Source organism: Roseibium alexandrii DFL-11 (assembly GCF_000158095.2).
Classification (GTDB): domain Bacteria; phylum Pseudomonadota; class Alphaproteobacteria; order Rhizobiales; family Stappiaceae; genus Roseibium; species Roseibium alexandrii.
Window position 1 is genome coordinate 2740331 of the sequence record NZ_CM011002.1, and the last position, 25982, is coordinate 2766312.

At 57.0% G+C, this 25982-nt stretch carries 25 protein-coding genes; 17 read left to right on the forward strand and 8 right to left on the reverse strand.

The window, feature by feature from the left end; translation table 11 throughout:
- Positions 1–59: 59 nt before the first annotated feature.
- From SADFL11_RS12645 to SADFL11_RS12680, 9 genes are all read left to right on the forward strand, one after another.
- Complete coding sequence (locus SADFL11_RS12645) at positions 60–446, forward strand: hypothetical protein (protein ID WP_134853019.1); 387 nt, start codon at positions 60–62, stop codon at positions 444–446.
- A 36-nt stretch (positions 447–482) separates the two neighbouring features.
- Positions 483–992, forward strand: coding sequence for a copper chaperone PCu(A)C (locus tag SADFL11_RS12650; RefSeq protein ID WP_008190227.1), 510 nt, complete (start codon positions 483–485; stop codon positions 990–992).
- Positions 993–1019: 27 nt separating this feature from the next.
- Positions 1020–1646, forward strand: coding sequence for an SCO family protein (locus tag SADFL11_RS12655; protein WP_008197065.1), 627 nt, complete (start codon positions 1020–1022; stop codon positions 1644–1646).
- 41 nt (positions 1647–1687) lie between these two features.
- Positions 1688–1822, forward strand: a complete 135-nt coding sequence (locus SADFL11_RS25715; protein WP_008196332.1) for a hypothetical protein — start codon at positions 1688–1690, stop codon at positions 1820–1822.
- Positions 1823–1871: 49 nt separating this feature from the next.
- Positions 1872–2612, forward strand: coding sequence for a TlyA family RNA methyltransferase (locus SADFL11_RS12660; protein WP_008190101.1), 741 nt, complete (start codon positions 1872–1874; stop codon positions 2610–2612).
- Between the two features lie 49 nt (positions 2613–2661).
- Positions 2662–3894 (forward strand): class I SAM-dependent RNA methyltransferase, encoded by a 1233-nt coding sequence (locus SADFL11_RS12665; RefSeq protein ID WP_008189493.1) that lies wholly within the window; start codon positions 2662–2664, stop codon positions 3892–3894.
- A 27-nt stretch (positions 3895–3921) separates the two neighbouring features.
- Positions 3922–5016, forward strand: a complete 1095-nt coding sequence (locus SADFL11_RS12670; protein WP_008194581.1) for a class I SAM-dependent methyltransferase — start codon at positions 3922–3924, stop codon at positions 5014–5016.
- A 72-nt stretch (positions 5017–5088) separates the two neighbouring features.
- Positions 5089–6408, forward strand: coding sequence for a 3,4-dihydroxy-2-butanone-4-phosphate synthase (gene ribB, locus SADFL11_RS12675; protein WP_008193243.1), 1320 nt, complete (start codon positions 5089–5091; stop codon positions 6406–6408).
- 24 nt (positions 6409–6432) lie between these two features.
- Positions 6433–6993, forward strand: a complete 561-nt coding sequence (locus tag SADFL11_RS12680) for a hypothetical protein (protein WP_008195229.1) — start codon at positions 6433–6435, stop codon at positions 6991–6993.
- A 62-nt stretch (positions 6994–7055) separates the two neighbouring features.
- Here the strand turns inward: SADFL11_RS12680 and yghX are convergent, their stop codons facing one another.
- Together yghX and aroC are read right to left on the reverse strand one after the other, a co-directional pair.
- A complete protein-coding gene (yghX, locus tag SADFL11_RS12685; RefSeq protein ID WP_008191823.1) occupies positions 7056–7961 on the reverse strand; it encodes a YghX family hydrolase in 906 nt (301 codons plus the stop codon).
- A gap of 120 nt (positions 7962–8081) precedes the next feature.
- Positions 8082–9167 carry a chorismate synthase gene (gene aroC, locus SADFL11_RS12690; RefSeq protein WP_040452940.1) on the reverse strand — a complete coding sequence of 362 codons (1086 nt, stop codon included), beginning with the start codon at positions 9165–9167 and terminating at the stop codon, positions 8082–8084.
- A gap of 267 nt (positions 9168–9434) precedes the next feature.
- On the opposite strand from aroC, the gene SADFL11_RS12695 reads away from it, so the two are divergent.
- Entirely contained in the window at positions 9435–11693 is a 2259-nt protein-coding gene (locus tag SADFL11_RS12695; protein ID WP_008196707.1) for a putative bifunctional diguanylate cyclase/phosphodiesterase, read from the forward strand.
- Positions 11694–11714: 21 nt separating this feature from the next.
- Here SADFL11_RS12695 and SADFL11_RS12700 read toward each other — a convergent pair whose 3' ends face one another.
- The 3 genes from SADFL11_RS12700 to fabI all read right to left on the reverse strand — a co-directional run bounded on the left by SADFL11_RS12700 (position 11715) and on the right by fabI (position 14603).
- On the reverse strand, positions 11715–12908 hold the full coding sequence (locus SADFL11_RS12700; protein WP_134853020.1) for a DUF3095 family protein: 1194 nt from the start codon (positions 12906–12908) through the stop codon (positions 11715–11717).
- 122 nt (positions 12909–13030) lie between these two features.
- The gene (locus SADFL11_RS12705) at positions 13031–13684 is read right to left on the reverse strand and encodes a histidine phosphatase family protein (RefSeq protein WP_050776197.1); all 654 of its coding nucleotides are present in this window, start codon (positions 13682–13684) and stop codon (positions 13031–13033) included.
- A 100-nt stretch (positions 13685–13784) separates the two neighbouring features.
- Positions 13785–14603 (reverse strand): enoyl-ACP reductase FabI, encoded by an 819-nt coding sequence (fabI, locus tag SADFL11_RS12710; RefSeq protein ID WP_008191954.1) that lies wholly within the window; start codon positions 14601–14603, stop codon positions 13785–13787.
- 171 nt (positions 14604–14774) lie between these two features.
- Here fabI and SADFL11_RS12715 point away from each other — a divergent pair, with 171 nt between their 5' ends.
- From SADFL11_RS12715 to SADFL11_RS12725, 3 genes are all read left to right on the forward strand, one after another.
- The gene (locus tag SADFL11_RS12715; protein ID WP_040451594.1) at positions 14775–16187 is read left to right on the forward strand and encodes an FAD-binding oxidoreductase; all 1413 of its coding nucleotides are present in this window, start codon (positions 14775–14777) and stop codon (positions 16185–16187) included.
- A gap of 1055 nt (positions 16188–17242) precedes the next feature.
- Complete coding sequence (gene dnaA, locus SADFL11_RS12720; RefSeq protein WP_040452932.1) at positions 17243–18703, forward strand: chromosomal replication initiator protein DnaA; 1461 nt, start codon at positions 17243–17245, stop codon at positions 18701–18703.
- 352 nt (positions 18704–19055) lie between these two features.
- On the forward strand, positions 19056–19490 hold the full coding sequence (locus SADFL11_RS12725) for a glyoxalase superfamily protein (protein WP_008188781.1): 435 nt from the start codon (positions 19056–19058) through the stop codon (positions 19488–19490).
- Between the two features lie 215 nt (positions 19491–19705).
- Here the strand turns inward: SADFL11_RS12725 and SADFL11_RS12730 are convergent, their stop codons facing one another.
- Both SADFL11_RS12730 and SADFL11_RS12735 read right to left on the reverse strand, forming a co-directional pair.
- Positions 19706–20575: a class I SAM-dependent methyltransferase gene (locus SADFL11_RS12730; protein WP_008190257.1), complete on the reverse strand. Its 870-nt coding sequence runs from the start codon at positions 20573–20575 to the stop codon at positions 19706–19708.
- A gap of 238 nt (positions 20576–20813) precedes the next feature.
- Positions 20814–21734: a LysR substrate-binding domain-containing protein gene (locus tag SADFL11_RS12735; RefSeq protein WP_040452929.1), complete on the reverse strand. Its 921-nt coding sequence runs from the start codon at positions 21732–21734 to the stop codon at positions 20814–20816.
- Positions 21735–21844: 110 nt separating this feature from the next.
- On the opposite strand from SADFL11_RS12735, the gene SADFL11_RS12740 reads away from it, so the two are divergent.
- From SADFL11_RS12740 to SADFL11_RS12755, 4 genes are all read left to right on the forward strand, one after another.
- Positions 21845–22711, forward strand: a complete 867-nt coding sequence (locus SADFL11_RS12740; RefSeq protein ID WP_134853022.1) for a pirin family protein — start codon at positions 21845–21847, stop codon at positions 22709–22711.
- Between the two features lie 40 nt (positions 22712–22751).
- The gene (locus SADFL11_RS12745) at positions 22752–23366 is read left to right on the forward strand and encodes an isochorismatase family protein (RefSeq protein ID WP_008191376.1); all 615 of its coding nucleotides are present in this window, start codon (positions 22752–22754) and stop codon (positions 23364–23366) included.
- Between the two features lie 227 nt (positions 23367–23593).
- Positions 23594–24421 (forward strand): NmrA family NAD(P)-binding protein, encoded by an 828-nt coding sequence (locus SADFL11_RS12750; protein ID WP_008195933.1) that lies wholly within the window; start codon positions 23594–23596, stop codon positions 24419–24421.
- 68 nt (positions 24422–24489) lie between these two features.
- A complete protein-coding gene (locus tag SADFL11_RS12755; protein WP_008190738.1) occupies positions 24490–24999 on the forward strand; it encodes an anthrone oxygenase family protein in 510 nt (169 codons plus the stop codon).
- A 176-nt stretch (positions 25000–25175) separates the two neighbouring features.
- Here SADFL11_RS12755 and SADFL11_RS12760 read toward each other — a convergent pair whose 3' ends face one another.
- Positions 25176–25922, reverse strand: coding sequence for an SOS response-associated peptidase (locus SADFL11_RS12760; protein ID WP_008196819.1), 747 nt, complete (start codon positions 25920–25922; stop codon positions 25176–25178).
- Positions 25923–25982: the final 60 nt, after the last annotated feature.

Sequence of the window (25982 nt, forward strand, 5' to 3'; positions counted from 1 at the left end):
CTGTTTCGCCGCTCGACAGAAGTTCGTATTCAGCTTATAGCCGCCCTATGGAACGGCGCATGAGCACACTCAGAATCTTGCGGCAAGAGCGCACACCACTGGTGGCTCTCACCGCGCTTGCGTTTGCATTCCGGCTGATCCTGATCACACTCGGCACTGCTCTCGCGCCCACCGCCTCGATTGCTGGTGACGGACTGACGCGCCTCTGCATCACCTCGGAGTTGGATCCGTCTTCTCAAGGTGCGCATGACCCTATAACCTGCACCTGCGCAACGAGCTGTCCGCATGGCTGTGCAGCTGGCCCATGCCTTACCCCGGCACAGATTGAACGCTTATCGGCCAATGATCCAACAGGCCTGAACACGCCTCATCGTGCCCAACACGCACCCCATCTTTCGATTGGCAAAAGCGGGCCAATCCGTGCACCGCCTGTTCTTCGTGTCTGACCCGAACCAAATCTTCAGAACACGAGGAATTCACAAATGAAACTCTGGACTTCCGTTGCAGCCGCAGCTGCTCTTTCGTTCGTCTCCATGACGGCCGTTGCCGCCGATTATTCCGCCGGTTCTCTTGAGCTGTCGAACGCCTGGACCCGGGCAACACCGCCGAAAGCCAAAGCAGGCGGCGGCTTTATCGAAATCGTCAACACAGGAACAGAGGCTGACCGCCTTGTCGCGGCAAACTCCGATGTCTCCAAGAAAGTCGAGCTGCATGAAATGGCCGTCACCGACGGCGTGATGAAAATGCGCGAGATGGAAAACGGCATTGAGATACCGGCAGGCGAAACTGTGTCCTTGAAGCCGGGCGGCTTGCACATCATGTTCATGGGACTGAATGAGTCGTTTGAAGAGGGCACGTCCGTTCCAGTCGTTTTGACGTTCGAAAAAGCTGGTGATGTCGCCGTCGAACTGCCGGTCGCCAAGATGGGCGCGAAAGCAATGGACCACGGTAAAATGGATCACAGTGGTCACGACCACAGCAAGACCAACTAACACCAAAGGACCCAGGGAGAGCCAACCATGTCAGGTTTGAAACTCTTCCGGTACGTGGCTTGGGCGGCAGTTGCCGTCCTTGCCTGCGTGGCCGGCGCGCTTGTCTATCTGCAAACCACATCCAGCAACAATTCCGGTGCCTTGATCGAGCCGCTGGCTGCCATTGGTGGCCCGTTTGAGCTGGTCGGCGGAAATGGAGAAACTGTCACCGACCAGACGCTGGCCGGAAAACCGACAGTCATGTTCTTCGGTTTCACTTATTGCCCGGACGTCTGCCCCACCACCTTGTCGGAACTGCAGGGCTGGATCGAAGCTCTTGGCCCGGATGCAGACAAACTCAACTACGCCTTTGTCAGCGTTGATCCGGAGAGGGATACTCCAGACGTGATGCGCGATTATGTCGGTGCATTCGATGACCGCATCCTTGCCCTGACCGGGTCCCGCGAGAACATCGATTCAATGCTGAAGGCCTATCGGGTCTATGCAAAGCGGGTTCCACTTGACGACGGCGACTATACGATGGACCATTCAGCGGCCGTCTACCTGATGAATGCTGACAACAAGTTCGTCGGCACCATTGCGTATGGCGAAGTGGAAGAAACAGCGCTGGCCAAACTCAAGCGGCTGATCCAAAATGCCCCTGCCTCGTCCTGACAGAGCGGCGATAAATAATGGGGTGAAAGGATAAAGGCGGAATGCAAACGTCACTTTATTTCGGACTGGCGCTTGGCGCGACAAGCCTTGTCGCACTGTCCGCAATACTGTGGCTCTATGCAGGCGAGCGGGTCTATGTTGACCGTCTCATCTCCGCGATCGCCGGGTGTTTTTGAACACCCCGTCGCCCCGTTTCCTTTGTGATTAGTCTGTTCGTCCTTTCTGATGTCCAAACAACGCCTTGATCAACATCTCGTCGACACCGGCCACTTCCCGTCCCGTGCCCGTGCCCGGGATGCGATCTTGCGCGGCACGGTTTCGGTGAACGGTGCGGTCTGCGGCAAACCAGCTCAAAAGGTCGCCGCGAATGCTGCAATTGCCGTGGAAGATCCTGCGGCAGGCTACGTCTCCCGCGCTGCGCTGAAACTGATTGAGGGGCTGCGCACCTTCAATGTCACACCGGTAGACAAGATTTGCCTTGATATCGGCGCATCCACCGGGGGCTTCACACAGGTTCTGCTGCAAAACGGGGCAACGAGAGTCCACGCCATCGACGTTGGACATGACCAACTGCACGACAAGCTGCGCCGCGATCCCCGGGTGATTGCTCAAGATGGGTTGAATGCCCGTGAGTTGACCCAAGAGCATCTAGGGGGCGACCGGCCGAAGCTGCTGGTCTCCGATGTCAGCTTTATTTCCCTGAAACTCGCCCTCCCTCCCGCCCTTGATCTTGCAGCCCCGGGGGCGGACGGCATCTTTCTGGTGAAGCCGCAATTCGAGGCCGGTAAGGACAAAATCGGCAAAGGCGGGCTGGTGGACCCGGAAATTGCCGAGGCCACCGCCAAACACTTGCAGGATTGGCTCGGAACCGTGCCTGGCTGGACCGCCGGAGATTTGATCCCATCCCCCGTAAAAGGCGGCGACGGCAACGCCGAATGGCTGCTCTACGGGAAGAAAGCGGCCTAAAGCCGACCTATCGCTTGCCCCGACCCGCGTTCGCCTGTATCGCTCGGCCATGACTGAGACGCGACTAGAAATCACCGAGCTGGGCCATCGGGGAGATGGCATTGCTTTCACTGGAACAGGGCCTGTTTATGTGGCCGGAGGCCTGCCGGGCGAGACTGTTGAGGCCGAAATCCAAAACGGACGGGTGCAGAACCCTGACTATCTGTCCCAATCGCCGGACCGGATTGAGCCGGTGTGCCGGCATTACGCGGCCTGTGGCGGCTGCTCGGTGCAGCATCTGGCCGAAGCGCCCTATCTGTCGTGGAAACGGAACCTCGTCGAAAAAGCACTCAAAACCCAGGGCATAGACGCTGAAGTGGCACAGACCATCGCAGCGACCGAAGGCGGACGGCGGCGGGCGGCCTTTACGGCGACCCGGGCCGGGCGCGCGGTTCTTCTCGGCTATCATGAGAAGGCCAGCCACAAGCTGGTCGACATTTCCGAATGTCCGGTGCTCGACCCAAGCATCACCAGCGCACTCAAGGGCCTGAAGTCCCTGGCAGCCGATTTGGTGCCGAAGAACGGCGAACTCCGGATAACCGTGCTCAGCACCACCTCAGGTCTGGATGTAGCCTTCGACAAGGCCGACAAGGCTTATGACCGCAAGATCCCGGCGTTGAGCCAGAAGACCGTGGAGCTGGATCTGGCGCGCCTCAGTGTGAACGGCGAAGTCCTGCTGGAAGTGCGCCCGCCCTTGCTCGACATGGGTGGCACCGGCCTCGTCCCGCCACCGGGCGGCTTCACGCAGGCAACGCTTGCCGCCGAACAAGCACTTTCGGAACTTGTCGTTGCAGGTGTTGGCAAGGCCAAGACCGTGGCCGATCTGTTTTCAGGTGTCGGCACCTTTGCGCTCAGGCTTGCCCGCACAGCCAACGTCCATGCGGTTGAGGGCGACTCAGCTGCGATTGCAGCGCTCGACCGCTCCTTACGCAAGCCGCAGGGCTTGAAGAAGGTGACATTTGAAAAGCGGGATCTTTTCCGCCGCCCGCTGGTGCCGGAAGAGCTGGAGCCGTTTGCCGCCGTTGTTTTCGACCCGCCACGCGCCGGCGCTCAAGCCCAGGCAGAGATGCTGGCAAAATCGAAAGTGAAGACGATCGTCGCCGTCTCCTGCAATCCGGCAACGCTGGCTCGGGATTTGAGGATCCTGATCGACGGCGGCTATGCGCTTCACACTGTCACCCCGGTGGACCAGTTCCACTTCTCGCCCCATATTGAGGCGGTGGCGGTTCTAAAACGGGAGTGAGCTATGGCTGCGGCGACGGATTCGAATATGTCTGACAAACAGGGTTTGCGCCGGTCACCGACCCCGATTACCAAAGTCGCCCGCCGGCTTCGCTATGCGGCCCATCAAGGCAGCCGTGTCGCGCTCTACACGTTACACTCCGAAGCCATGCGCCGCATGAACCTGCGGCTCCAAAAAGATCTGCCGGAAACGCCGAAAGTCACGCCGGAAGGCCCGGTCCCGAGCCAGCGGCGCATGTTGGCCGATATCGTCAAGTTGTTTGCCGAAGACATGAAGGCGGTTGAAGATGGCATCTACCCGATGCCCTCAAACGGCACTCTGAGCCCAAGGGAGCTGTTGCAGACCAGCCAGGCCTTTTTCGAGGACGTGCCCAAAGTCGCGCGGCGGCGGGCCGAAAACACCCATCAGGAAGTCAACCAAGACGGCCCGGCCTTTGCCGATGCTCTTCCGCGCTATTACCGCCAGAACTTCCATTTCCAGACAGATGGCTGGCTGTCGGAAGACAGCGCCCGCCTTTATGATTTCCAGGTCGATGTTCTGTTTTCCGGGGCAACGGCCGCCATGCGGCGCAAGACTCTCCTGCCCTTCGCGGAGATCCTGAAACGCAAGGACCAGCGCAAGATCGCCTATGTCGATATTGCTTGCGGCACGGGCGGCCTGCTCCGTCCCGCGCTCAATGCCTTTCCCCGCCTGTCCGGAATCGGGCTGGACCTTTCAGAGCCTTATCTCAACGTTGCGCGGGATCGATTCAAAAGTCCGCGCGCCGGATATGTGACCGCGATGGCCGAAGAACTGCCCTTCGCGGACAACTCCCTCGATGTTGTCTCGTGTGTCTTTCTGTTTCACGAACTGCCACCGAAGATCCGGCGCCAGGTGTTGAGCGAGATTGCCCGGGTCCTGAAACCGGGTGGTTCGTTTCTATTCGTTGACAGTCTGCAAACTGGAGACGTGCCGGATTACGACGGGCTTTTGACGATTTTTCCGCAGCTGTTCCATGAGCCGTACTATACTTCTTACCTGAAAGAGGACCTCACGAGCCTGTGCGCGGATGTGGGGCTTGATGAACGCTGGATGCGGCCTGCCTTTGTGTCCCGAACTGCAGAGTTCGTGAAAACAGGATGACCTTTCAGTATTACTGAAATTTTTCCGCTTCTTGTCTTGTGACTGAAAGCTGAAGGGCGTATATCCGGTCTTATGAGATTGGATCATTGGCTCTTGCAAACAGGGGAAAGCCGCAGCGCCTTCGCGCGCCGGGCAAACCTGTCCCCTGCCTCCGTTACCGCCCTGTGCAACGACCCGAATGTCTGGGTGTCGCGCGATATGGCCCGCAAGATCGCCATCGCCACAAATGGCGAAGTCACTCCAAACGACTTTCTCGGACTAGCTACAACCAAGGAGCATCCCGTGTCCCAGGCCCGTGTCGCAGAAGCAATCCGCGCATTCGAACGTGGAGAAATGGTGGTCGTGACCGACGATGACGACCGCGAAAACGAAGGCGATCTGATTGTCGCCGCCTCCAAGGTCACGCCTGAACAAATGGCATTCATGGTCCGGCACACATCCGGGATTATCTGCGCGCCGATGACCGTCGCCCACGCCCGCCGCCTGCGCCTGGACCCTATGGTTGCGGAAAACGATGCTCCATTGGCAACCGCGTTCACGATCTCGGTCGATTACCGTCAGGGGCTGACGACCGGAATTTCAGCTGAAGAGCGCTGCTCAACTGTCCGCGCCCTCGCCAACCCGAATGTCGGCGCTGATGATTTTGTCCGCCCCGGCCATATCTTCCCGCTGGTTGCAAAGGAAGGCGGCGTGATGATGCGCTCCGGCCACACGGAAGCAGCTGTTGATCTATGCCGCCTGGCCGGTCTGGAACAGGTTGGCGTGATCAGCGAGCTGGTCAATGACGACGGCACGGTCAAACGCGGCGCCCAAGTCGCCGAATTTGCCGCTGAATTTGATCTGAAGATGGTGTCGGTCTCCGACCTGATCGCCTGGCGTCAGCGCACGGAACGCATGGTCGAACGGGTCAACGAACAGCCGGTCGAGACAATCGCCGGACCGGCCTACGCCATGACCTATTCAACGCCTTACGACCCGATGCACCATGTTGCCATCGTCTATGGTGATATCCTGGATGGGCGCAGCGTGCCGGTTCGCCTGCAGCTGGAATCCGTGCTGGACGACACGTTCGGGGATGCCCGCCCTCTCGACACCATCATGAAGCATTTTGCCGACCGGGGGCGCGGCGTTGTTGTCTATCTCCGCGAGGGATCTGTTGGGGTTGCCCGCCAGTCCACCCGGCCAAGATCGGATTTCGAAGCCGCGGAAACCGAAGACCACAGCTCCGCGCAAGCTAGACAGGAACAATGGCGGGAAGTCGGACTGGGTGCTCAAATTCTGAAAGATCTGGGTGTCAGCTCCATTCGCCTACTGGCCTCCCGTGAACGGCACTACGTCGGGCTGGAGGGGTTTGACATCAAGATCGACGAAACCGAGATCCTCGACTTGTGAGGTCAAAAGATTGGATAATGCTGCATGAAAGAACAGGTGGTCGACAAGGAAGCCGAGAGCAAGGGATCTGAAAAACCAGCTCCCGCGCCGTTCACAATCGGCTACGACCGGCGGAACAGCGAGGCTATCGTTTACGGCTGCATGCTGCTTGCAGGTCTCTTCGCAGTAGTGAGCGTTGTCTCCGGTATGTACCTGCTGTTGTTCGCAGCTCTAGGTCCGGCAGTCATTGCCTACTGGCATTTTCCCATGCTTGAGAAAAAGCGCCCGCAGCTGGGCGCGAATGAAGACGGGCTCTTTGTTGACCGCATCGGCTTTATCGACTGGGGAGCCATCCGGATGATCGATCTGACCCGCACGAGTGTCCGCAGCATCGAGTTGATAAAGCTGAACGTGCTTCTAACCCGCCCATTGGAAGACGCCGTCACGCAAGGCCAGCACACACCCTTGTGGAAGCGGCTCACGATGCGCAACTGGAAACGCAGCAAACGCGAACACGGCAGGGAGCTGATTTCCGTCAACCTGCACACCCTTGTCGGCGATCCGGATGAAGTTCTGACACGCATCCGGACGTTCAAGTTCGTCTGAGATACCAAAACGTCATCTTATCCGATCTTGCCGGGGAACAAGCTCTCCCCGGCAGTATCCGACTACGTCAAGTGTTCCTTGAAAAACGCAACTGTGCGCTCTTCGGCCAGTTCTGCGGCTTCTGCATCAAACCTGGGTGTCGTATCGTTGTGGAAGCCGTGGTTCGCACCCTGATACATATGCGCCACATATTCTTTACCATGAGCCTTGAGCGCCTCCTCATAGGCGGGCCAGCCCGCATTAATGCGTTCGTCTAGCTCGGCATGTTGCAGCATCAATGGCGCTTCTATCTTGGCGACATCTTCGACTGCGGGCTGACGTCCGTAAAACGGCACACCCGCAGAGAGTTCCGGGTAAGCAACAGCAATGGCGTTCACGACACCACCGCCATAACAGAAACCGACCGCCCCGACCTTGCCGGTGCTGTCTTCATGGTTCAGCAGAAACTCGAATCCGGCAAAAAAGTCGTTCAGTAGTTTTTCGCGGTCGACCGTGCGTTGGAGCTGCCGCCCTTCGTCATCATTTCCCGGATACCCGCCCACGGACGTCAAGCCATCGGGTGCCAGAGCCAGAAAGCCGGCCTTGCCGAGCCTCCGGGCAACATCTTCAATGTAAGGATTCAAGCCCCGGTTTTCGTGGATCACCAGCACCGCCGCCAGTTTGCCCGTCGCACCCGCTGGCTTGACCATGTACGCATTGACTTCGCCATGCCCGTTCGGCGACGGATAGGTTATCCGGTCAGTCTCAATTGCCCCATCGTCTGGTGCGACTTGCTGGGCCAAAGCGTAATTCGGGGATAGCTGATCTAGCAGCATGGCAGCGGTGACACCCGCCACTGCAAACTTGGCAGCGCCTGTCAGAAACTCACGTTTGGTGATCTTGCCATGCGCATAGTAGTCGTAAAGGTCGAGCAGTTCCTGAGGGAAGTCCTTCGCCGTCATGCGGCGAACCGGTGTCATCTCGTTCATGCGATAGCTCCCTGTCGGCACGCCTATTGGTGCTCCTTGGATATCTAGAAGCTTTGCCAACCGGGACCATAATCACCGCGCAAAAGATTTGTATTTAAATGTCGCAGGAACCCGTTGCCGTCAGCCCACCTGGCCGCGGTGGCGGATGAAGTGATCGGCCAGCACACAGGCCATCATAGCCTCGCCGACCGGAACGGCGCGGATGCCAACACACGGATCATGGCGGCCTTTGGTCATCACATCGACCTCCTCTCCCTGACGTGTGATCGACTTGCGTTCCGTCAGGATCGAAGATGTTGGCTTGACTGCAAACCGCACGACCAGCGGATCGCCGTTGGAGATCCCGCCAAGAACCCCGCCTGCATTGTTGGTCAGGAAAACCGGTCGGCCAACATCGTCAACGCGGATTTCATCGGCGTTTTCTTCGCCGGTCAAGGTTGCGGACTCAAAGCCGTTGCCAACTTCAACGCCCTTCACCGCGTTGATGGACATCATCGCCGCGGTTAGGTCCGTATCCAGTTTGCCGTAGATCGGCGCACCCCATCCGGCGGGCACGCCTTCCGCCACGATTTCAATCACCGCGCCGACTGAAGATCCTGCCTTGCGCACCCCATCAAGATACTCCGCCCATTGGGCAGCCGCCGCTGCGTCGGGACAGAAAAACGGGTTGTTGTTGACTTCCGTCCAGTCCCAATTGCCGCGATCGAGTTTATGCGGCCCAACCTGAACCAAGGCGCCGCGGATCGTTACACCCTGCAGAACCTTCCGCGCAACGGCGCCGGCTGCAACACGCATCGCTGTTTCGCGGGCAGAGGACCGTCCGCCGCCGCGATAGTCACGAATGCCGTATTTCGCATCATAGGTGAAATCAGCGTGACCCGGGCGGAACCGGTCCTTGATCTCGGAGTAATCCTTGGACCGTTGATCGGTGTTCTCAACCATCAGCGAAATCGGTGTACCGGTTGTTTTCTGCACCCCGTCTTCATCAATCATGACGCCGGACAGGATCTTCACTTCGTCGGGCTCTCGCCGCTGTGTCGTGTACTTGGACTGGCCGGGCTTGCGCTTTTCCATAAAACCCTGGATGTCAGCTTCGGTCAGCGGTACGAGCGGCGGACAACCATCAACAACACAGCCGATTGCAGGTCCGTGGCTTTCCCCCCAAGTGGTGACCCGAAACATGTGACCGAAACTGTTGTGCGACATCCGTGGCTTTCCCAAAAAAAGCGTGAACCAAGACTGCGAGCGATAAGCCATCCGCCCTTGAAGCTCAAGCCCATGAGGCGTTGGAGCGGTCTTCTATTTCGACGCACTCCAAGAAGATAGAAAACAAGAAAATCGCTGATTGATCAAAAACAGATCACCTATACGTGTGAACCGGCGATAGACCCGTTTTTATAAAATCGAATTTGCCAATCGTTAAACACCAATCTTTATCGTGCCTCCCCAAGTTGATGTCAGCGGGATTCTATAGTGCGCATTCGTGGTTGGCTAACAGGTCTGATCATTTTCTTGCTGGTGCCCAGCCTGCTCTTTGCCTCGCTTTGGTTCTACGGAAATTTCGAAAGTGTCCGCGCGATTGACCGCAGTTTGAAGGGCGTTGGCCTGCTTCAAGCGCTGGGGCCCCTGACGGAGGAAAAGTCGCGTGGCATTCCTTCACTGGAGATCCCAGACGACTACCGCGCCCAGCTTATCCGCTTCGGCGGTCCGGATTATGCGGACTATCTGGACACCCAACTGACAGAGTTTGCGACGGAAGAAGATGTCTCCAAATCGCTGAGACATGCCAGAAGCCTGGCACTTTCGATTGCAGCCCTCGCCAAAATCTCGTCATCCAGTCCGTACGAGACAACAAAACTCCCACATCTGCTGACTGAAATTCTGCCCTCCGTCATTATCGAAACGTCGAAAATGCGCGAGAATGCCGAACTCCTGTCTGCAAAGGACACCATTAACGTCTGGGACAAGATGATGGTCCCCGTCCAAGGGGGTCAGTTCAAAGTGGCCGCCGATGGTGCGGCCCGCGACACCGTGTTGCTGTTCGCGGATCTCACCGGCCCGGCAGCCGATGCCCTGCGTCTCAAGGCCCGCCAGTACCGAGAAGCAAACGTTGCCTTTCAGACCCAGGGTGCGAAATTCCTGACGTCGACGATACAGGCCCAAAAAGGTGCCGATATCGACGCCGAGCCCGTTATCACTGCGGAGCCCATGCTCATCGAGGCAGCGTACACACTTTGGCGGGAGACGCTGGATTATCTGCGAAACGCGTTGATCGAAGAAAAGCAGGACACGATTCAAGCGGTCTCCTTAGCAGGTGCTGTGGCAACAGCCGTCATTCTCATCGCCTTTGGCATCGGCGCTGTTCTTGTCAGGGCACTTGCCGACCGGACCCAAAAGGAGTTCGAAAAACTTGGATTTCACGATCCGCTGACCGGCCTACCGAACCGCAGAGCTCTTCTGGAAGCGCTGAGAAGCGTCCGCCCGTCCAGCGCAAATGGCACATCAGGCCTTGTCGTGTTCGATATCCGTCAGTTTCGGAAAATCAATCATCGTTTCGGGGACAAATCTGGCGACATGATCTTAAGGGCCATTGCGAGCGACCTCACGGCGGTTGCAGGTCCTAAAGACTTCCTGTGCCGGACGGGAGGCAGTGAGTTTGCCCTGCTCCGCCGGGACGCCAACAGCATCGCAGACTTTGAAGCCTTTGCCCGAAGGGTCTTGAAGAAAATCTGCTCGGTCAAGGTGGTGGAAGGCCAGGAAACCGTAATCGACGCCAATGGTGGGGTTTCCTTTCAAAAGGCCAACACCGCACTCAGCGAAAACATCCTGACGGATGCAACGCTTGCCTTGCGCGCGGCCAAACAAAAGGGATCGAAGGAACTCGAAGTTTTCTCGCCGATGATGCGTGCCATTTTTGAGAGCAACGCGGAGACCGCCAAGGAAGTCCTGTCGGCTCTGGAACATGGCAACATCGTTCCCTGGTATCAGCCCCAGGTGGACATCCACACCGGACAGATCATCGGCGCGGAAGCCCTCGCCCGCTGGATAGATGGAGATCAGGTCCGCTTTCCAGGCGCCTTTCTGCCTGCTGCAGAAGATGCTGGATACATGGAGCTCATCGAAACAGCAGTTCGCGAGAACGTGTTGTCGTTGGCCACAACGCTTGAGACCCGGGACATTCATGGCATTCATCTCGGGCTAAACGTCTCAGCGAGTTTTCTGGAACAGGAAAATGTGGCGGAAGAAATCTACGCCAAGATCGTCAGCCTCGGCCTCAAACCGTCCAATTTCAATCTGGAAATTCTTGAAGCCGTCATGATCGACGAGATCGCGGCCATGCCGGTTAAGGCCAACATCGTGCGCTTGTCGGAACTCGGCTTTTTCATTGAACTGGATGATTTCGGCACCGGACATTCCAGCATTTCAAGTCTGCGGGACCTCAAGGTGGATCGTGTGAAGATCGACCGCAGCTTTATCACCGGTGTTGACACCAATCCGGGCCTGCAGAAATTCACAAGTGCCTTGATCAATCTCGCCAAGAGCCTCGATATCAGTGTTTTGGCAGAAGGCGTTGAAACCGAAGGCGAACGGCTCTGGCTACAGCAAAACGGTTGCGACTACATACAGGGTTTTCTGGTCTCAAAGGCTATTCCGGAAGGTGAAATCCTTGACATGATCCAGCGGCAGGCGATCCTGAATACAGACGGCAAGGTGTACGCCGTCAACGCGTGATCCTCACACCTCACCGCCGTTTTAACCGGCTGGTGAACTGGAAGTTTCTGGCGCTGCGGCGCGTTCCGCGAGCCGCTTCTTGAAATCAATGGCAGCCAAAGACAACCCACCATCAGCCCCATCCACAAAATGAATGTGCTGATTGTTGGACACATCCTGCATGAAACATGTCATCAGAGCCCGGTCCGATACATGAAGCCCGTAAACCAGCTGGCCAGCATCTGAGAGTTTTTCCAGATAGGTCTGCAAAGCAGTCAGCTGGTCCGCAGTCAGGTCGAGGACGAGCTGCAAACTGTCCCCAAGCTTCCTGTGATCTGTATTGAGGCTGAGTTCCTTCATGTACTTCTTTGGATCAAAAGGCCCCGCCCGCCGTCCGGTATAATAGCCATACATGAAAAACAGGCTTTCCACGATGCCCATGAGATAACCCTTCAACCAGCTGGCTGGCGAGCTGAAGCTTGCCTCCAGGGATAAGGTCCGTGGCGGAAACCGGAACTTCAAACGAGGGCCCTCTGCCAAACGGAGCTTTTCGTCGTCCGTCAACGGATTGAAACCAAGCTTGCCGGCCAATCCCTCAATAATCTCCGGCAAACTCTCATCAGTGGCCGGTTTCAGGATCAGGGAAACGATATGCCCATTTTGAGCGTCCAGGGGTTCCCATCGGCAGGACAAACCGCTCAGCACAGGGTCACTGGAAGATGCTGCTAAGGCATAAGGTTTCACCGCCTCAGGATCTTTGAGGATCCGGTCCGCAATCAACAACCCATCGCCAATGATCATGGCAAGGTGATTTCCCGGGCTCAGGCGGTACTTGCGGACTTTGATATCGCCGCCTTTCTTGCGAATGTCGGCAACCGGGATGGCAGCTGCCCGCAATTCCAGATCCAAAACGTCCCGAGCGAGGGCAACAACGCCGGCAATCGCTTCCTCAGCGAGTTTTCTGTCGGCTTCTGGAACGACAACAACAGCCCCGTCGCCGCCAAACACAAAGGGAACGCGGTCACGATCGACCTGGTTCAAAACAGCTGCGATTACAGCCGCGCCAACCATGTTGACGTCTTTGTATCGTCCGGCGTTGATGGCATTGCGGGACCGGACGATATCCGCGGTGAGAACTACCCAGTCTTCCGGAACCGGGATGAAATCGTTGTGTATGTTGTCCGACTTGAAATCTTGGCAGCTTGGAAGCTCGGAATAGAAGTCTTCTGCGGACATGTCTTTGTCTCCGTATGAGTAAAGGTTCATACGGACTGAAACGCGGCATCCGATGACCGGACAGACCGTTTTCAGTTCACATATGCGTCAAAACATCGGCTGGATAATCTGCCGGAGTGCTCTCATATTGTTTCAACAGCAGTCATTCGGCTGTCCCGCCAAATGAACACTTTGTCTTGCGGAACATCGTATTTCGGAACCTTGTCCGTATAACCGCCTTCCAGAAGACCGCGCAGAACCCGGAAGACACCACCGTGGGACACCACGACCGATGGGCGGTCGACGGTCACTAGCCACCGGCCGATGCGATCTGCAAGCATCTCGTAGCTTTCCCCGCCCGGCGGCACGAAACGCCACTTGTCCGCGCGCCGTTGCTCGACGAGTTCCGGATCATTCACGGCCAGCTCTTCGAGCGTAAACCCTTCCCAGTCGCCGAAGGTGATCTCCTTCAACTGATCATCAAGCCGGTACGTGTCCGGCGCAAGCCCCATTTCCGTCCTGACGCGTTCCATTGTCGCCCGGGTCCGGCCGAGCGGAGACGCGACGAAGTCCAGAGAAACCGGGTCGATCCCCTCCTTCTCCAAAAACGCCTTCAAGAGCGCGCCATTGTTGGTCGCTTGGCCCTCGCCGTGGGCGTTCAGGGGAATGTCCTTCTGGCCCTGCATCCGGCCCTCGGCATTCCAATCGGTCTGGCCATGGCGGATAAAAATCAGAAATCCGGGATCAAAAAGCTTCTTCAGATATTCAGGGGATTGGGGCGCAGGTACGATCGTCATGAAGGTGTCCGGATATGAAAACGCTCCGGCAAGATATAAGCCGGAGCGCTGAAAATGGAATATGCCAGGCGGGGCCCCGCCTTGGCTTGCAGCCTGAGCGTCAGTCTTTAACGACTGAAATATCCGGCGCATCGACGGCTTTCATGCCGACGATGTTGTAGCCGCAATCGACATGCTGGATTTCACCGGTGACGCCACGGCCAAGATCGGACAAGAGGAACAGGGCGCTGTCGCCAACTTCTTCAATCGTCACGGAGCGGCGCAGCGGCGAATTGTATTCATTCCATTTAAGGATGTAGCGGAAGTCGCCGATACCGGACGCCGCCAGCGTTTTGATCGGTCCGGCAGAGATTGCGTTGACGCGAATGTTTTGCGGTCCGAGATCCATCGCGAGATACTTGACGCTGGTTTCCAAAGCCGCCTTGGCGACACCCATGACGTTGTAGTGCGGCATGACCTTTTCCGCGCCATAGTAGGTCATGGTCAGGATCGACCCGCCGTCGGTCATAAGCTTTTCCGCGCGCTGGGTAACAGCGGTCAGCGAGTAGCAGGAGATGTCCATCGTGCGGGCAAAGTTGTCGGCAGTCGTATCAACGAAGCGGCCGGTCAGCTCGTTCTTGTCGGAGAATGCAACGGCATGAACCAGAAAGTCGATCTTGCCCCACTTTTCCTCAAGGGCTTTGAAGACGTCGTCTATGGACTGAGTGTCGGTCACATCACAATGCCCGGCTACAAACGCACCGAGTTCTTCACCCAGCGGCTCCACGCGTTTTTTCAGAGCGTCGCCCTGGTATGTGAGGGCAAGCTCGGCACCGGCATCGGCAAGCGATTTGGCGATCCCCCAGGCAATTGACTTCTTGTTTGCCAAGCCCATGATCAAGCCACGTTTGCCGTTCATCAGTCCGCGCGTTTCCGCCATCGTATTCTCCGATTAGGATTCCATTCACCACCCGAGCGGGCTGGCCTCCTATGGCACAAGGCATTTTCTCCTTCAAGTGAGACCGGGACGGAATGAAGCGTCGACGGGGGCCGGTTCAATCACTATGTTGGCCGCAAAATTTGATCACGGAACAGGACGAGAATCCCGACTATGGAGCCCTCCCCTCACGCTGAACGCTTCGCCGAAATGATCGGCGCAGCCAACGTACTGACGACCGCCGACGACCAAGCCCCGTTTCTCACCGAGTGGCGTGACCTATATAAAGGCGTTACGCCAATGGTGCTGCGGCCAGGGTCCACCGACGAGGTCAGCGCCGTGATGCGCTACGCCTATGAGAACGATCTGAAGGTCGTCCCGCAAGGCGGCAACACCGGGCTCGTCGGCGGTCAAATTCCGCAGGAATCCGGGGAGGAAATCGTTCTTTCACTCACCCGGATGAACAAAGTGCGGGCCGTCGATCCGGACGGTTTCACGCTGACCGTGGAGTCCGGCGTAATCCTTGAGACGGTGCAAAACGAGGCTGAAAAAGTCGACCGCCTGTTCCCGCTTTCACTCGGCGCGCAGGGCTCCTGTCAGATCGGCGGCAACATTTCGACCAACGCCGGCGGCACCGCCGTGCTGGCTTATGGCAATACCCGCGACTTGGTTCTCGGGCTCGAAGTTGTGCTGCCGACGGGTGAGATTTGGAACGGTCTACGAACCCTTCGCAAGGACAATACCGGTTATGATTTGAAACAATTGTTTATCGGTGGAGAGGGCACCCTGGGGATTATTACGGCAGCCTCTTTGAAGCTGTTTCCAAAGCCGAAGAAACTGGAAGCTTCGTTTATCGGCCTCGCCAACCCGCATGCTGCGTTGAAGGTCTTCTCGATGGCCAAAGCCCAGGCCGGACCGCTGCTCACCGGTTTTGAAATCATGCCGCGTGTTGGTGTGCAATTCTGTCTCGATCATCTGGACGGGGCGCGGGATCCCCTGGAAGGCGAACATGCCTGGTATGTGCTGATGGAGCTGTCCAGCGGCTCTGAAGTGTTCCCGGTCAGGGACCTTATGGAGGGTATTCTGGGCGAAGCTTTTGAGGCCGAACTGGTCGAAGACGCAGCCTTTGCCCAGAACCTCAGCCAGGTTCAGGACTTCTGGCACATTCGCCACGGCATGTCGGAAGTCCAAAAAGCCGAAGGCGGATCCATCAAACACGACGTCTCTGTCCCGGTTGCCTCCATTCCCGCCTTCCTTGATGAAGCGATTGCTGCTGTGGAAGCATTCGTTCCCGGGTGCCGGCCCGTGCCATTCGGCCACTTGGGCGACGGCAACATCCATTTCAATGTCAGCCAGCCGGTTGGTGCGGACAAGGAAGCCTATCTTGCCAAGTGGGACGAGATGAATGCGATCGTCCACGGCATCGTTGCAGATTTCAGCGGCAGCATTTCCGCAGAACACGGCATCGGGCGTTTGAAGAAAGACTTGCTGCGCGACGTCAAATCAGAGATCGAGCTCGATCTCATGCGCCGGATCAAATCGGCCTTCGATCCGAAAAACCTCATGAACCCGGGCCGGATACTCTAAATATTCTGAAAATGGGGAGGTGCCCGCCTCCCCTAACCTCTTTTCTTCCCATACTACTGCGGTGTTATTTCACGGCGGCACTCCAGCCTTGGAACAACCGTGTGTCTCGCCGGGCTCAACAAGCAAAACTGCTGCTTTAAAAAATCAGCCACTTGGCAATATCCATCGACTGCGCCCACTCCCCTTTTGAGTAAATGCCCATTTTTACTTCCAACAGTGAATGCTGTACTTGCCGGTTCGGCAAACGGCGCCGAAAGGATGCCCAAATGGATTGGCAGAGCATTCCTGCCGAGGCGTGCAATTGTTAAAATTACCATATTGCAGAGATTTATGCCCTGAACGGGAACGCACAGACCAACCGACTTAGCGGCGATTGCTGACCTGATAATTTCACTCTGTGAAGTAAAGGCCTGTTTAAGCGAATTTTTTGATTCTGACCAAGTGGTCGAAAGACGGTTTGCTCCGCCTCAGTCCCGAGTTCCGCAGGCCAGGTTTTTCCCAGAAATCCACTGCCGAAAAGACGATTTTTCAGCAAAAATCCAGTCCATCCAGAATTCGCGTCGTTTTTTTGACACACGCCACCTTGGGAAAAATATCATTACTTCTCAGCTAGATCGCAGATTTTATCTAAAAAAAAATCCCAATTTTTCAGGTTACCGTTTGAAAACTTCTGGATAGTTTCCGAAATAGTTAAAAATTTCCTAAAATCCTATCTTGCAACGGTAGGAACCAAAAGCAGACCAAGGAGGAATACTGGGTCGGAACTACCTCTCTGCTCGGCGGCGAGTAAAAGGGAAAGTCTCCTTCCCTAATCAACAGAATCGAAGACTGGGCATCTACAAAAATTACAATACAAAACGTCTATGACCCCATAAGAATTAGCTATTTGAATTTATGGTAAGCAAATAGTTAACGTTGTTCATAGGCAAAAATAAGCCAACAGGCCCTAGGGCCAGAAAACAGCCACAAGGCGGCGACAACAGAAATCGATCGCAGCCAGGCATGACAGTGCACGTGAAGAAGCGACGAGTGCGTTTCTTTGGATGGAGGCCACAATGCAGGTTCAGACTCTACAAGTGTCCGATCCGTGGGATCGGGTGAAGGCAGAACTGAAAAACGAACTGGGCGAAGACATTTTCTCCAACTGGTTCGGCAGGGTAAAACACGAAGAGACGAACGGAGATGCGGTTCGTTTGTCTGTCCCGACGCCCTTTCTCAAGAACTGGATCTTGAGCAATTACGAAAAGCAGCTGGTCAACCTTTGGCAGCGGCAGCACGACGACATCAGCCGGGTTGAGCTGACGGTCCGCGGTGCACTTCGCCCGCGGCCGGCTGGAAGCCAGGCCCCAAAACCGATCAAAGCACGGCGCATCAGCGGCCGGGCCGCCCCATTTGCCACAAACCCCCAATTCGGCTCGGTCAACACGGTTGCGTCCATCCCGTGCCTGGCGGACACGGGTGAAGATGCTGCAGCTGATTTCCTGAATGGCGCCGCACTGAACCCGAAACTGACCTTCGACACCTTTGCTGAAGGAACGTCCAATAGCCTCGCCTGTGCAGCGGTGCGCCAAATGGCGGCCGGTCATGATGGCTCGCTTGGCCTGCTCTACATCCACTCCTCCACGGGCATCGGCAAAACGCACCTGCTTCAGGCTGCGGCGACCGAAGCGCGGAAAGGCGGACGCCGGGTGGCCTACTTGTCTGCCGAGTTCTTCATGTACCACCTGGTACCGGCCCTGCGCACACCGGCCTATCCGGTTCTGCGCCAGGCCATGAAGTCCATCGATCTTCTTTTGATTGATGATCTGCAGTTCCTGCACGGCAAACAGGGTCACGAGGAGTTCGGCAAAACTCTCGAAATGCTCATGGAATCGCCGATGAAGATCATCATGGCAGCAGACCGGGCTCCGGATGAAATGAGCACTTTGGGCAGCACGGTCCGCCAGCGCATCCAGACCGGTGAAGTTGTCACGATCCAAGCGACCGACTACGCGCTCCGTCACGACATCCTCAAGAAGCGGATCTTCTCTGCGCGACGGACCCATCCAGGTTTCACGGTACCGGACGAAGTTATCGACTACATCGCCCGCTACGTGATTTCCTCAGCGAGAGATCTGGAAGGCGCCTTGAACCGCCTGTTTGCACACAATCAGCTGACCAAACAGCCGGTTACCATGCAGCTTGCCGAAAAGACCCTTCATGATCTGGTCCGGATTGGCGAGCCGCGGTCCATCAAGGTTGAAGACATTCAAAACGTTGTCTGCAAGCACTTCAGCGTCACCAAAGCGGACCTGCTGTCTTCGTGCCGCGCCCGGACCCTAGTCCGTCCGCGCCAGATCGCGATGTATATCGCAAAGGTCATGACAGGGCGGTCCTTGCCGGAAATCGGACGCCGGTTCGGCAACAGGGACCACACCACGGTTCTCCATGCTGTGCGCAAGATCGAAAGCATGGTTGCGGGCGACGCAGCATTGGCCCAAGAGGTCGAACTGTTGAAGCGTCTCGTCCACGCATGACACGATGCTGGCCTGATTAACGCAAGCTTCAGGCCAGCTTCACCCAATACCCTATTGATGTGGCAGACGTGATTGCCCTGCCATTTGATTGTGAAGCGTTGTGTACCTGAGTATCTACTCCTCCCTCCCTTGAAGCCGCCGCGTGCGGCTTTCTTTTTGCACTCTTGATTTATTCAAAGCGCGCACTTACATGTCGGCTCGGTTTGAAGGGACCAGCCGTCCGCGGGCGACAAGCCTCGGTGAACACCTTCGCAGCCGGCTGGCTGCTTCAATCGTTCCTGACTAAGTTGTGCAGGCCGATGGCAATGCGGACCCCATCCGAACATGCCTGCCTTTCTTGGAAGGGTACGTAATGACTTTACCTAATCTGACTGATCTGAAGTCTCAGGCGAAACGCCTCCGGCTCGCGATCTCAAATTCTGACAGTGCTGACGTCAGCCACAGCAAATCGCTGGAACTGGTCGCCAAACAATATGGCTACCGGGACTGGAATACATTGCATGCGGCCACCCAAAACAACGGCTTCCGTCCGTTCACTGTGGGGGACAGGGTGAACGGCACGTATCTTGGTCAGTCTTTCGAAGGCGAAATTCGCGGCTTCGCAAAGACCTCGCAGTCCGGGACCTACAGGGTGACCATCCAGTTTGACGCCCCTGTCGATGTGGTGACATTTGACAGCTTCTCCGCTTACCGGAGCCGCGTCACCTGCACCATTCGGGAAAACGGGATTGCGATCAACCGGACGTCTGACGGTCGTCCGCATCTGGTCATGGACCTGGCTGCCTAGAGCAAATCGCGTTTAAGCGGTTTCAGGTTTCGCTGCCACTCGGCTTCGCCGCGTACGCGAAACCTGAAGCAGCCTGAATTTAATTGAACGCGACACGCTCTAGATCAGCGGACACTCAATCGAAATCGATTGAGCGTCCAAAGGTGATCGTTTCAGAAGTGACCGGGCGGCTTTGGGCGTCTCCAACAAAACGCCCGATGCTCTTTGAGGCGCTGTTACCGTTTCCGGGTCATCACGAGATGGCCTGGAACCGGCTCTCCTTCCTCCATCCGGACGGTAATCGGATCCATCGCCAGGATGTCGAACCCGAATTCCTCAAGCCTTTTTCGAACATAAGCTTCGCTCTGAGCAAACCGGCTCTTCGGCCCGACCATATAGTCCCGTCCATCCAGCACGGCATCCGGCAGGGTTTCGGTCGAAAAGGCGAGATATCCCCCCACGACCAACCGCTCGGAAGCCCCTTTCAGAAAAGGTTCAACCGCGCCCAGATAAGGAAACACATCCGTTGCGGCAACAAAGTCCCAGGATGGACGGCTGCCGTCTTCTTCCTCAAATTCTTCAAGAAACTCGACGGCTTCCCCGACATAGAGGTCATCATAGACCTCACGATCATAAGCCAGTTCGACAATCCGTTCCGAAAGGTCAACGCCGGTCAGATGCTGAGCGGTCTCGGAGAACGCGAGACCAGTCAGTCCGGTGCCGCAACCGAGTTCCAGAAAACGGTCGAACGGTCCCAGCTCCAAACGCCCGACAAGGTCCTGGAGCAACAATGGGACACAATATCCAAGGTCATCGACCAGGATTTCATCAAAGACGTCGGCATGCTGATCGAACAAGGTCGCCACATAGGCATCCGGCATCTTGCCGGGCGTCTCCGCCACGCCCATGGCTGCAAGCCGGATACTGACGCCGCCAGGATCGGACGGATCGAGTGCCAAGGCTTCCCGGTAGGACTCGGCCGCTGCAACGAGGTCACCTGCCTTTTCGAGTTCCAAACCCCGATTGTAAGCTTCAGCAAGCGAGTCGTTCTCGACGGTTGCTGCGGGCATGTCAGTTGCCTCGAAATTGGTTTGATCGTCGCTCATGAGGCTCTCATCTCTCGTTACAGTCCTCTCCTATCGCGGCCTTGGTTACAATGCACGGCAAATGATTGTTCTTGAACCAATTTCCAATGACTGCTCTGCGGACAAAACGACCATTGAGTTCCTCGGCTCCAATGGTTGCTTGTTTTCTTGCTCAGAAGGAGAATTGCCAAGCTAAGCTGTAATGAAAGATGTCAGGCAATAGCCAAACGCGCGAGGTTCAATTCCGTCGGACGCCCCCCTATCTGGACCCTGGTGCGTCGCCGGCCAGAACGGTGGGCAGTTCACGCTTCAAGAAATCAAGCAACACCTCAAATGCCGGTAGCAATCCTTCACGCGAAGGCATCAATAGGCTGATCTGCGGGGTCCCCGCCGTCCAACCCGGCAAGATGCGCACAAGCGATCCGGCTTCCACCTCTGGTCGACATACGTAGGAAGGCAGGGCGACGAGCCCCAAGGACAAAGCCGCCGCGTTTTTAAGCGTCGACATATCATCGCTTGCAAACCGCACCCGGCACGGGACAGATGCGCTTTGCCCGTCTCCATCGGTTAGCAGCCATTGGTGCGTCGCTCCGGGTCGACCCAGAATTAGAGCTGGGTGATTTGCCAACCCGGCCGGATCATCGGACGGATCCAGGATGCCCTGGTAGTCCGGGGAACAGAACATGTGCCATTCCACACGCGCCAAACGCACTTGGATGAGGCTCGAGTCGGGCAGAGTGTCCATATGTCCACGGATCGCCATATCTATCCCGCCTTTGATCAAATCCTCCATCCGGTTCGAGGCGCGCTGAACAACGGTCACCCCGGGATATTCCTGGAGAAAACGCGGTAAGATCTGGTCCAAACCAAACTGCGCCATCCCCACGGAACAGGACATGGTCACGGTGCCCTCGATCCTGTTGGTTTTGCGGCGAACGGCGGTCTCGGCGATCTCGAACTGTGCGAGGGCCTTTTGCGCGTGGCGGTAGTATTCTTCACCGATATCTGTCGTCGTGACGATGCGCGATGTGCGCTGCAAGAGGCGCACGCCAAGGTCCTCTTCAAGCTGCCGCACACGGCGGCTGAGCCGGGACTTGGGAATGTTCAACAACCGTGCCGCGGCGGAAAAGCCGCCCTTTTCAACAACCTGAACAAAGTAGAACGCGTCGTTAAGGTCCATGCCGTGCTTTATCCTGCGTTCCATCAGTGGAACGATATGTTCTGATAATGACCGATTTTCTGCTGATTGTCTCTCTCATATCCTCAATGCAACAGAAGAGAGAGACTGACATGACAACGCAGCTTATCGACACACTCGCGGGCGCCCCTTGCGAAACACATGCACAAAGCGACGGCCGAAAGCTCACCATTGGCGATGGCTTCGTGGCCCAAAGCTACCAACATACGGACTTCCAGGGGCTGATGGACCCGGTGATCATGGTCGACCACTTCGTCGCGACAAAGCCCACATTCGGGCCGCACGCGCACGCAGGCCTGTCTGCCGTGACCGTGATGTTTGAAGACAGCGAAGGTGCGTTCCACAACCGCGACTCTCTTGGCAATGACCTCGAGCTGGCGCCGGGTGATCTCTATTGGTTCAAGGCCGCGCGCGGCGCCCTGCATGACGAAGCGCCGCGGCCCGATGCCAGGACCCACGCATTGCAGGTCTTCGTGAACTTACCCGCAGAGAACCGGCACGACGCGCCTTTTGCATTTCACCTCCCAGCCAAGGACATCCCAAAGCTTACAGGCGACCGCTCCACCGCGCGGCTGATACTTGGGAGAGGCAACGGTGTCACGGGCCGGGTCGCGCCGGACGTTCCGCTTACGCTCCTGGATATCAACATGCAGGCCGGCGGTCAGTTCACGCACAGCGGCAACAGCGACCAACACGCCTGGATCTTGGCCATTACTGGCACCTCCACCGTGACCTGGAACGCAGGGTCTGCCGATCTGAAACCTGGCAAAGCCATCGCATTTGCAGGTGCCGCGGACATCTCATTTACCTCCGAAGAGGGTGCCCATGCCGTCCTGTTTCGGGGGCATCCCTTACGCCAAGCCTTTGTTCAAAGGGGGCCATTCGCCATGGACAAAGCAGCAGAGCTTGACGCTGTCGAGGCTGATTACCGAGCCGGTCGCCTTGGATCAATTGACTGAACTCAACACCGTCCGACGACACCCTTGAAAGGAGAAAACCATGATGAACCTGACCAATCCAGCCCCCCTGACCAGTGACAATGCCGCCGTTGTTTTTGTTGACAATCAGGTCGGGCTGATGACCGGTATCCGCGACTATTCGATCGCCGATCTCAAACACAACATCGTCGGCTTGGCCAAAGCCGCAAAGGCGCTCGGCCTGCCGATCGTCACGACCACGACCTCGTCAGAGACATTATGGGGACCTGCCATTCCAGAACTACTGGAAGCTTTGCCAGACCAGACCTTTATCGACCGAACAACTGTCAACGCTTGGGACGATCCACGGGTGGAAGAGGCCATTCGCGCAACCGGGCGAAGCAAATTGATCTTCGCCGGGCTTTCTCTGGAAGTCTGCGCTGCGTTTCCCGCGATGAGGGCCGTGCGCGAAGGGTTTGAAGCCTACATCGCCGTCGATGCCAGCGGGACCTTTAACATGACAAAGCGTGAGACAGCTTTGCACCGGCTGACACAAGCCGGAGTTGTCATCGCGGATGGGGCCAGTCTGATGATCGAAATTCTTGCAGATAACGGGAATGAGCAGGCCGGCGACGTCTATAGCGCCTTGGGTATGGATTGGTCGATCCTGGTCGGTCAAGTTCGGGCGCATGCATAGCGATGCGCTGCGACACTCACACGAGCAAACGCAGGCAACCTTTTGGCAACCTCAGTCTGCACAAGGGATCACAGGTTCTTTTTTCCTGATCTATCTCCCTTCGCTTGTTTGCCTCCTCGTACCGGGACTGACGGCCGCTGAACTTCCCTGGTCTCAGCAGCCTTCCGACCCACTCCATTCTAATTCAACACAATCAATGAGCTCGCGGCTCACCATTGGAGACGACTATGACCAACCAACCCATTCTCGTCATTGGCGCCACGGGAAAAACCGGATCGCGCGTTGTTACCAAGCTTGAAGCCAGGGGCCTGCCCGTTCTCCGTGGCACGCGCGGGTCGGTCCCCCGCTTCGATTGGGAAGACCAGAGCACCTGGGCCCCGATCCTGACCGGCGTATCCAAAGCCTATGTCACCTACTTCCCCGATCTCGCCTTTCCGGGCGCGGTGGAAAAGCTGGAGGCTTTTGCCAAGGTTGCGCTGGAGACCGGTATGCAACACATCGTATTGCTGTCCGGCCGGGGAGAACACTTCGCGAGCATGGGCGAGGAAGTGATCCGCAACTCCGGAATTCCCTTTACCATTGTGCGTTCGGCCTGGTTTGCGCAGAACTTCTCCGAAGGCTATCTGCGCGACCCGATCCTTGGTGGCGTGCTGCCGATGCCTGGCGGCGACGTTGCCGAACCGATCATCGATATCGACGACATTGCCGATGTGGTTGTCGCCGCTCTGACCGAAGAGGGGCATTTGGGTGAGCGGTACGAGGTAACTGGCCCACGTGTGGTGACCTTTGCCGAAATGGCTGATATCCTTTCCACCACAATGGGCCGTCCGATCCAACACATCCCCATTGCGTTCGAGGACTTCCACGCCAATGTCGCAGCCTCCGGCGGGTACTTTGTGGCCGACGTCTTTACACAGATCGCGCGGGAAACGCTTGACGGGCGCAACGCCTATACTGCGGACGGAGTCGAACGCGCCTTGGGTCGCAACCCGCGTAACTTCGCGGAGTTTGCCGCGACCGCCATGGAAGATGGCGCCTGGTCTACGGCCACCTGATCCACCCCAGAGAAAACGGCAGGAGGCGTAGCGCTCCTGCCGCGCTATCCGCAATGAAGAGTAAGCCCATGTCGCCTGTTTTCTTCTTTCTTATCCAATTCACAATCCTCGCCTATGCCCTTGTGGGCGGCGTTTTCCTCGCCTTCTCCGATTTCATCATGCGCTCCCTTGCGCTGACCCGCGGCTCTGGCGGTGTCGAGGCTATGCAAGTGATCAACCGAGAAGTGTTTCGCTGGGTCTTCATGACGTTGTTTCTTGGAACGACCGCAGTTTCACTGGTCATCGCAGGCTACGGCGCCTTGGGGCTTTCGGGCCCCGCCGGAACGCTGATCATGCTGGCCGGGCTAGTCTATCTTGTCGGCTGCTTCTGCGTGACCGTTTTCTTCAATGTCCCGATGAACAAGGCTTTGGCGGGTATGAACCTGTCATCCGACAGCACGCGTGACTACTGGCGCCAGACCTATCTGCCACGATGGACGTTCTGGAACTCGGTGCGCACCATCGCCTGTGCCATATCGGCCGCGATGCTTCTCTTTGGGCTGCCCTGGATGATCCAGATCCAAACACAACCGGCGTGATGCGGGTTCAAAGATGGACGGGACGCGCCGTTTAGAACGGCGCACCGATTGCTTTTTGCTTCATGTTAAATTGTCGCAAGTTTCGCAAGGCGGCCCAGCGCCGCGACCTTGAGAATGGGCACCTAGGGCTCACACCGGTTATTCCACCGGCAAGAAAACCATCGGTTCCTTGACGCTCAAAACAAATCCAACTGCCCACCGCCTGTTGCCGCCTTCTTCTGAGTTCGGCTCGTCTTTTCCGGAGCGTCTGCCTGCTCAAGCGGAACCTCGACTTGCAGATCCGGGTCATCATTCACGACTTTATTGACCCGCGTGGAGACAGGAACAGCTTTCAGATAATCGTCTTCGATTGGCAGCATCAGCTGTTTCACATCCCGAACGGGCACATTGCCGGTGTCTAGCCATGTTTCGAAACTCTCCGGCCTCAAGATCACCGGCATACGATGGTGGATTTCGGACATCATCCGGTTGGATTGCGTGGTCAGCATCGCCCCGGAATCCATGTCGCCGCCGTCCGGGTCGGACCACGTTTCCCAAAGGCCCGCAAAGGCCATCAGCCTACCTTCTGCGGGCGAAATATAGAAAGGCTGCTTGCCCTCTGGCGTCCGCCGCCACTCGTAAAAACCCGAGGCTGGAAACAGACACCGATGGTGTTTCATGGCCGAGCGGAACGATGGTTTTTCGGCTGCCGTCTCTGCGCGCGCATTGATCAGAAGCGTGAAACTTGCCGGATCCTTCACCCAGGATGGTATCAGGCCCCAGCGGACAAGTTGAAACCGCCGCTGGCCATGCGCATTGATCACTGTCGCCACCGGCTGGGTCGGCGCGATGTTGTAGCGTGCCGGAAAATTCGGTTGATCGATGTAGCCAAAAAGCGCCCGTACATCGTCCGGTGTGGCTGTCAGGCTGTAACGTCCGCACATGTCTGGTTGTCCTTATTCACATGTCCGTTTGCGAATTATCGAGAAATGACGTGAAGTTAG

Excerpts from the sequence above, each read along its gene's own strand:
- SADFL11_RS12645 (WP_134853019.1), top strand. The coding sequence starts at position 60 with ATGAGCACACTCAGAATCTTGCGGCAAGAGCGCACACCACTGGTGGCT.
- SADFL11_RS12650 (WP_008190227.1), top strand. The coding sequence starts at position 483 with ATGAAACTCTGGACTTCCGTTGCAGCCGCAGCTGCTCTTTCGTTCGTC.
- SADFL11_RS12655 (WP_008197065.1), top strand. The coding sequence starts at position 1,020 with ATGTCAGGTTTGAAACTCTTCCGGTACGTGGCTTGGGCGGCAGTTGCC.
- SADFL11_RS25715 (WP_008196332.1), top strand. The coding sequence starts at position 1,688 with ATGCAAACGTCACTTTATTTCGGACTGGCGCTTGGCGCGACAAGCCTT.
- SADFL11_RS12660 (WP_008190101.1), top strand. The coding sequence starts at position 1,872 with ATGTCCAAACAACGCCTTGATCAACATCTCGTCGACACCGGCCACTTC.
- SADFL11_RS12665 (WP_008189493.1), top strand. The coding sequence starts at position 2,662 with ATGACTGAGACGCGACTAGAAATCACCGAGCTGGGCCATCGGGGAGAT.
- SADFL11_RS12670 (WP_008194581.1), top strand. The coding sequence starts at position 3,922 with ATGTCTGACAAACAGGGTTTGCGCCGGTCACCGACCCCGATTACCAAA.
- ribB (WP_008193243.1), top strand. The coding sequence starts at position 5,089 with ATGAGATTGGATCATTGGCTCTTGCAAACAGGGGAAAGCCGCAGCGCC.
- SADFL11_RS12680 (WP_008195229.1), top strand. The coding sequence starts at position 6,433 with ATGAAAGAACAGGTGGTCGACAAGGAAGCCGAGAGCAAGGGATCTGAA.
- yghX (WP_008191823.1), bottom strand. The coding sequence starts at position 7,961 with ATGAACGAGATGACACCGGTTCGCCGCATGACGGCGAAGGACTTCCCT.
- aroC (WP_040452940.1), bottom strand. The coding sequence starts at position 9,167 with ATGTCGCACAACAGTTTCGGTCACATGTTTCGGGTCACCACTTGGGGG.
- SADFL11_RS12700 (WP_134853020.1), bottom strand. The coding sequence starts at position 12,908 with ATGTCCGCAGAAGACTTCTATTCCGAGCTTCCAAGCTGCCAAGATTTC.
- SADFL11_RS12705 (WP_050776197.1), bottom strand. The coding sequence starts at position 13,684 with ATGACGATCGTACCTGCGCCCCAATCCCCTGAATATCTGAAGAAGCTT.
- fabI (WP_008191954.1), bottom strand. The coding sequence starts at position 14,603 with ATGGCGGAAACGCGCGGACTGATGAACGGCAAACGTGGCTTGATCATG.
- SADFL11_RS12715 (WP_040451594.1), top strand. The coding sequence starts at position 14,775 with ATGGAGCCCTCCCCTCACGCTGAACGCTTCGCCGAAATGATCGGCGCA.
- dnaA (WP_040452932.1), top strand. The coding sequence starts at position 17,243 with ATGCAGGTTCAGACTCTACAAGTGTCCGATCCGTGGGATCGGGTGAAG.
- SADFL11_RS12725 (WP_008188781.1), top strand. The coding sequence starts at position 19,056 with ATGACTTTACCTAATCTGACTGATCTGAAGTCTCAGGCGAAACGCCTC.
- SADFL11_RS12730 (WP_008190257.1), bottom strand. The coding sequence starts at position 20,575 with ATGAGCGACGATCAAACCAATTTCGAGGCAACTGACATGCCCGCAGCA.
- SADFL11_RS12735 (WP_040452929.1), bottom strand. The coding sequence starts at position 21,734 with ATGGACCTTAACGACGCGTTCTACTTTGTTCAGGTTGTTGAAAAGGGC.
- SADFL11_RS12740 (WP_134853022.1), top strand. The coding sequence starts at position 21,845 with ATGACAACGCAGCTTATCGACACACTCGCGGGCGCCCCTTGCGAAACA.
- SADFL11_RS12745 (WP_008191376.1), top strand. The coding sequence starts at position 22,752 with ATGATGAACCTGACCAATCCAGCCCCCCTGACCAGTGACAATGCCGCC.
- SADFL11_RS12750 (WP_008195933.1), top strand. The coding sequence starts at position 23,594 with ATGACCAACCAACCCATTCTCGTCATTGGCGCCACGGGAAAAACCGGA.
- SADFL11_RS12755 (WP_008190738.1), top strand. The coding sequence starts at position 24,490 with ATGTCGCCTGTTTTCTTCTTTCTTATCCAATTCACAATCCTCGCCTAT.
- SADFL11_RS12760 (WP_008196819.1), bottom strand. The coding sequence starts at position 25,922 with ATGTGCGGACGTTACAGCCTGACAGCCACACCGGACGATGTACGGGCG.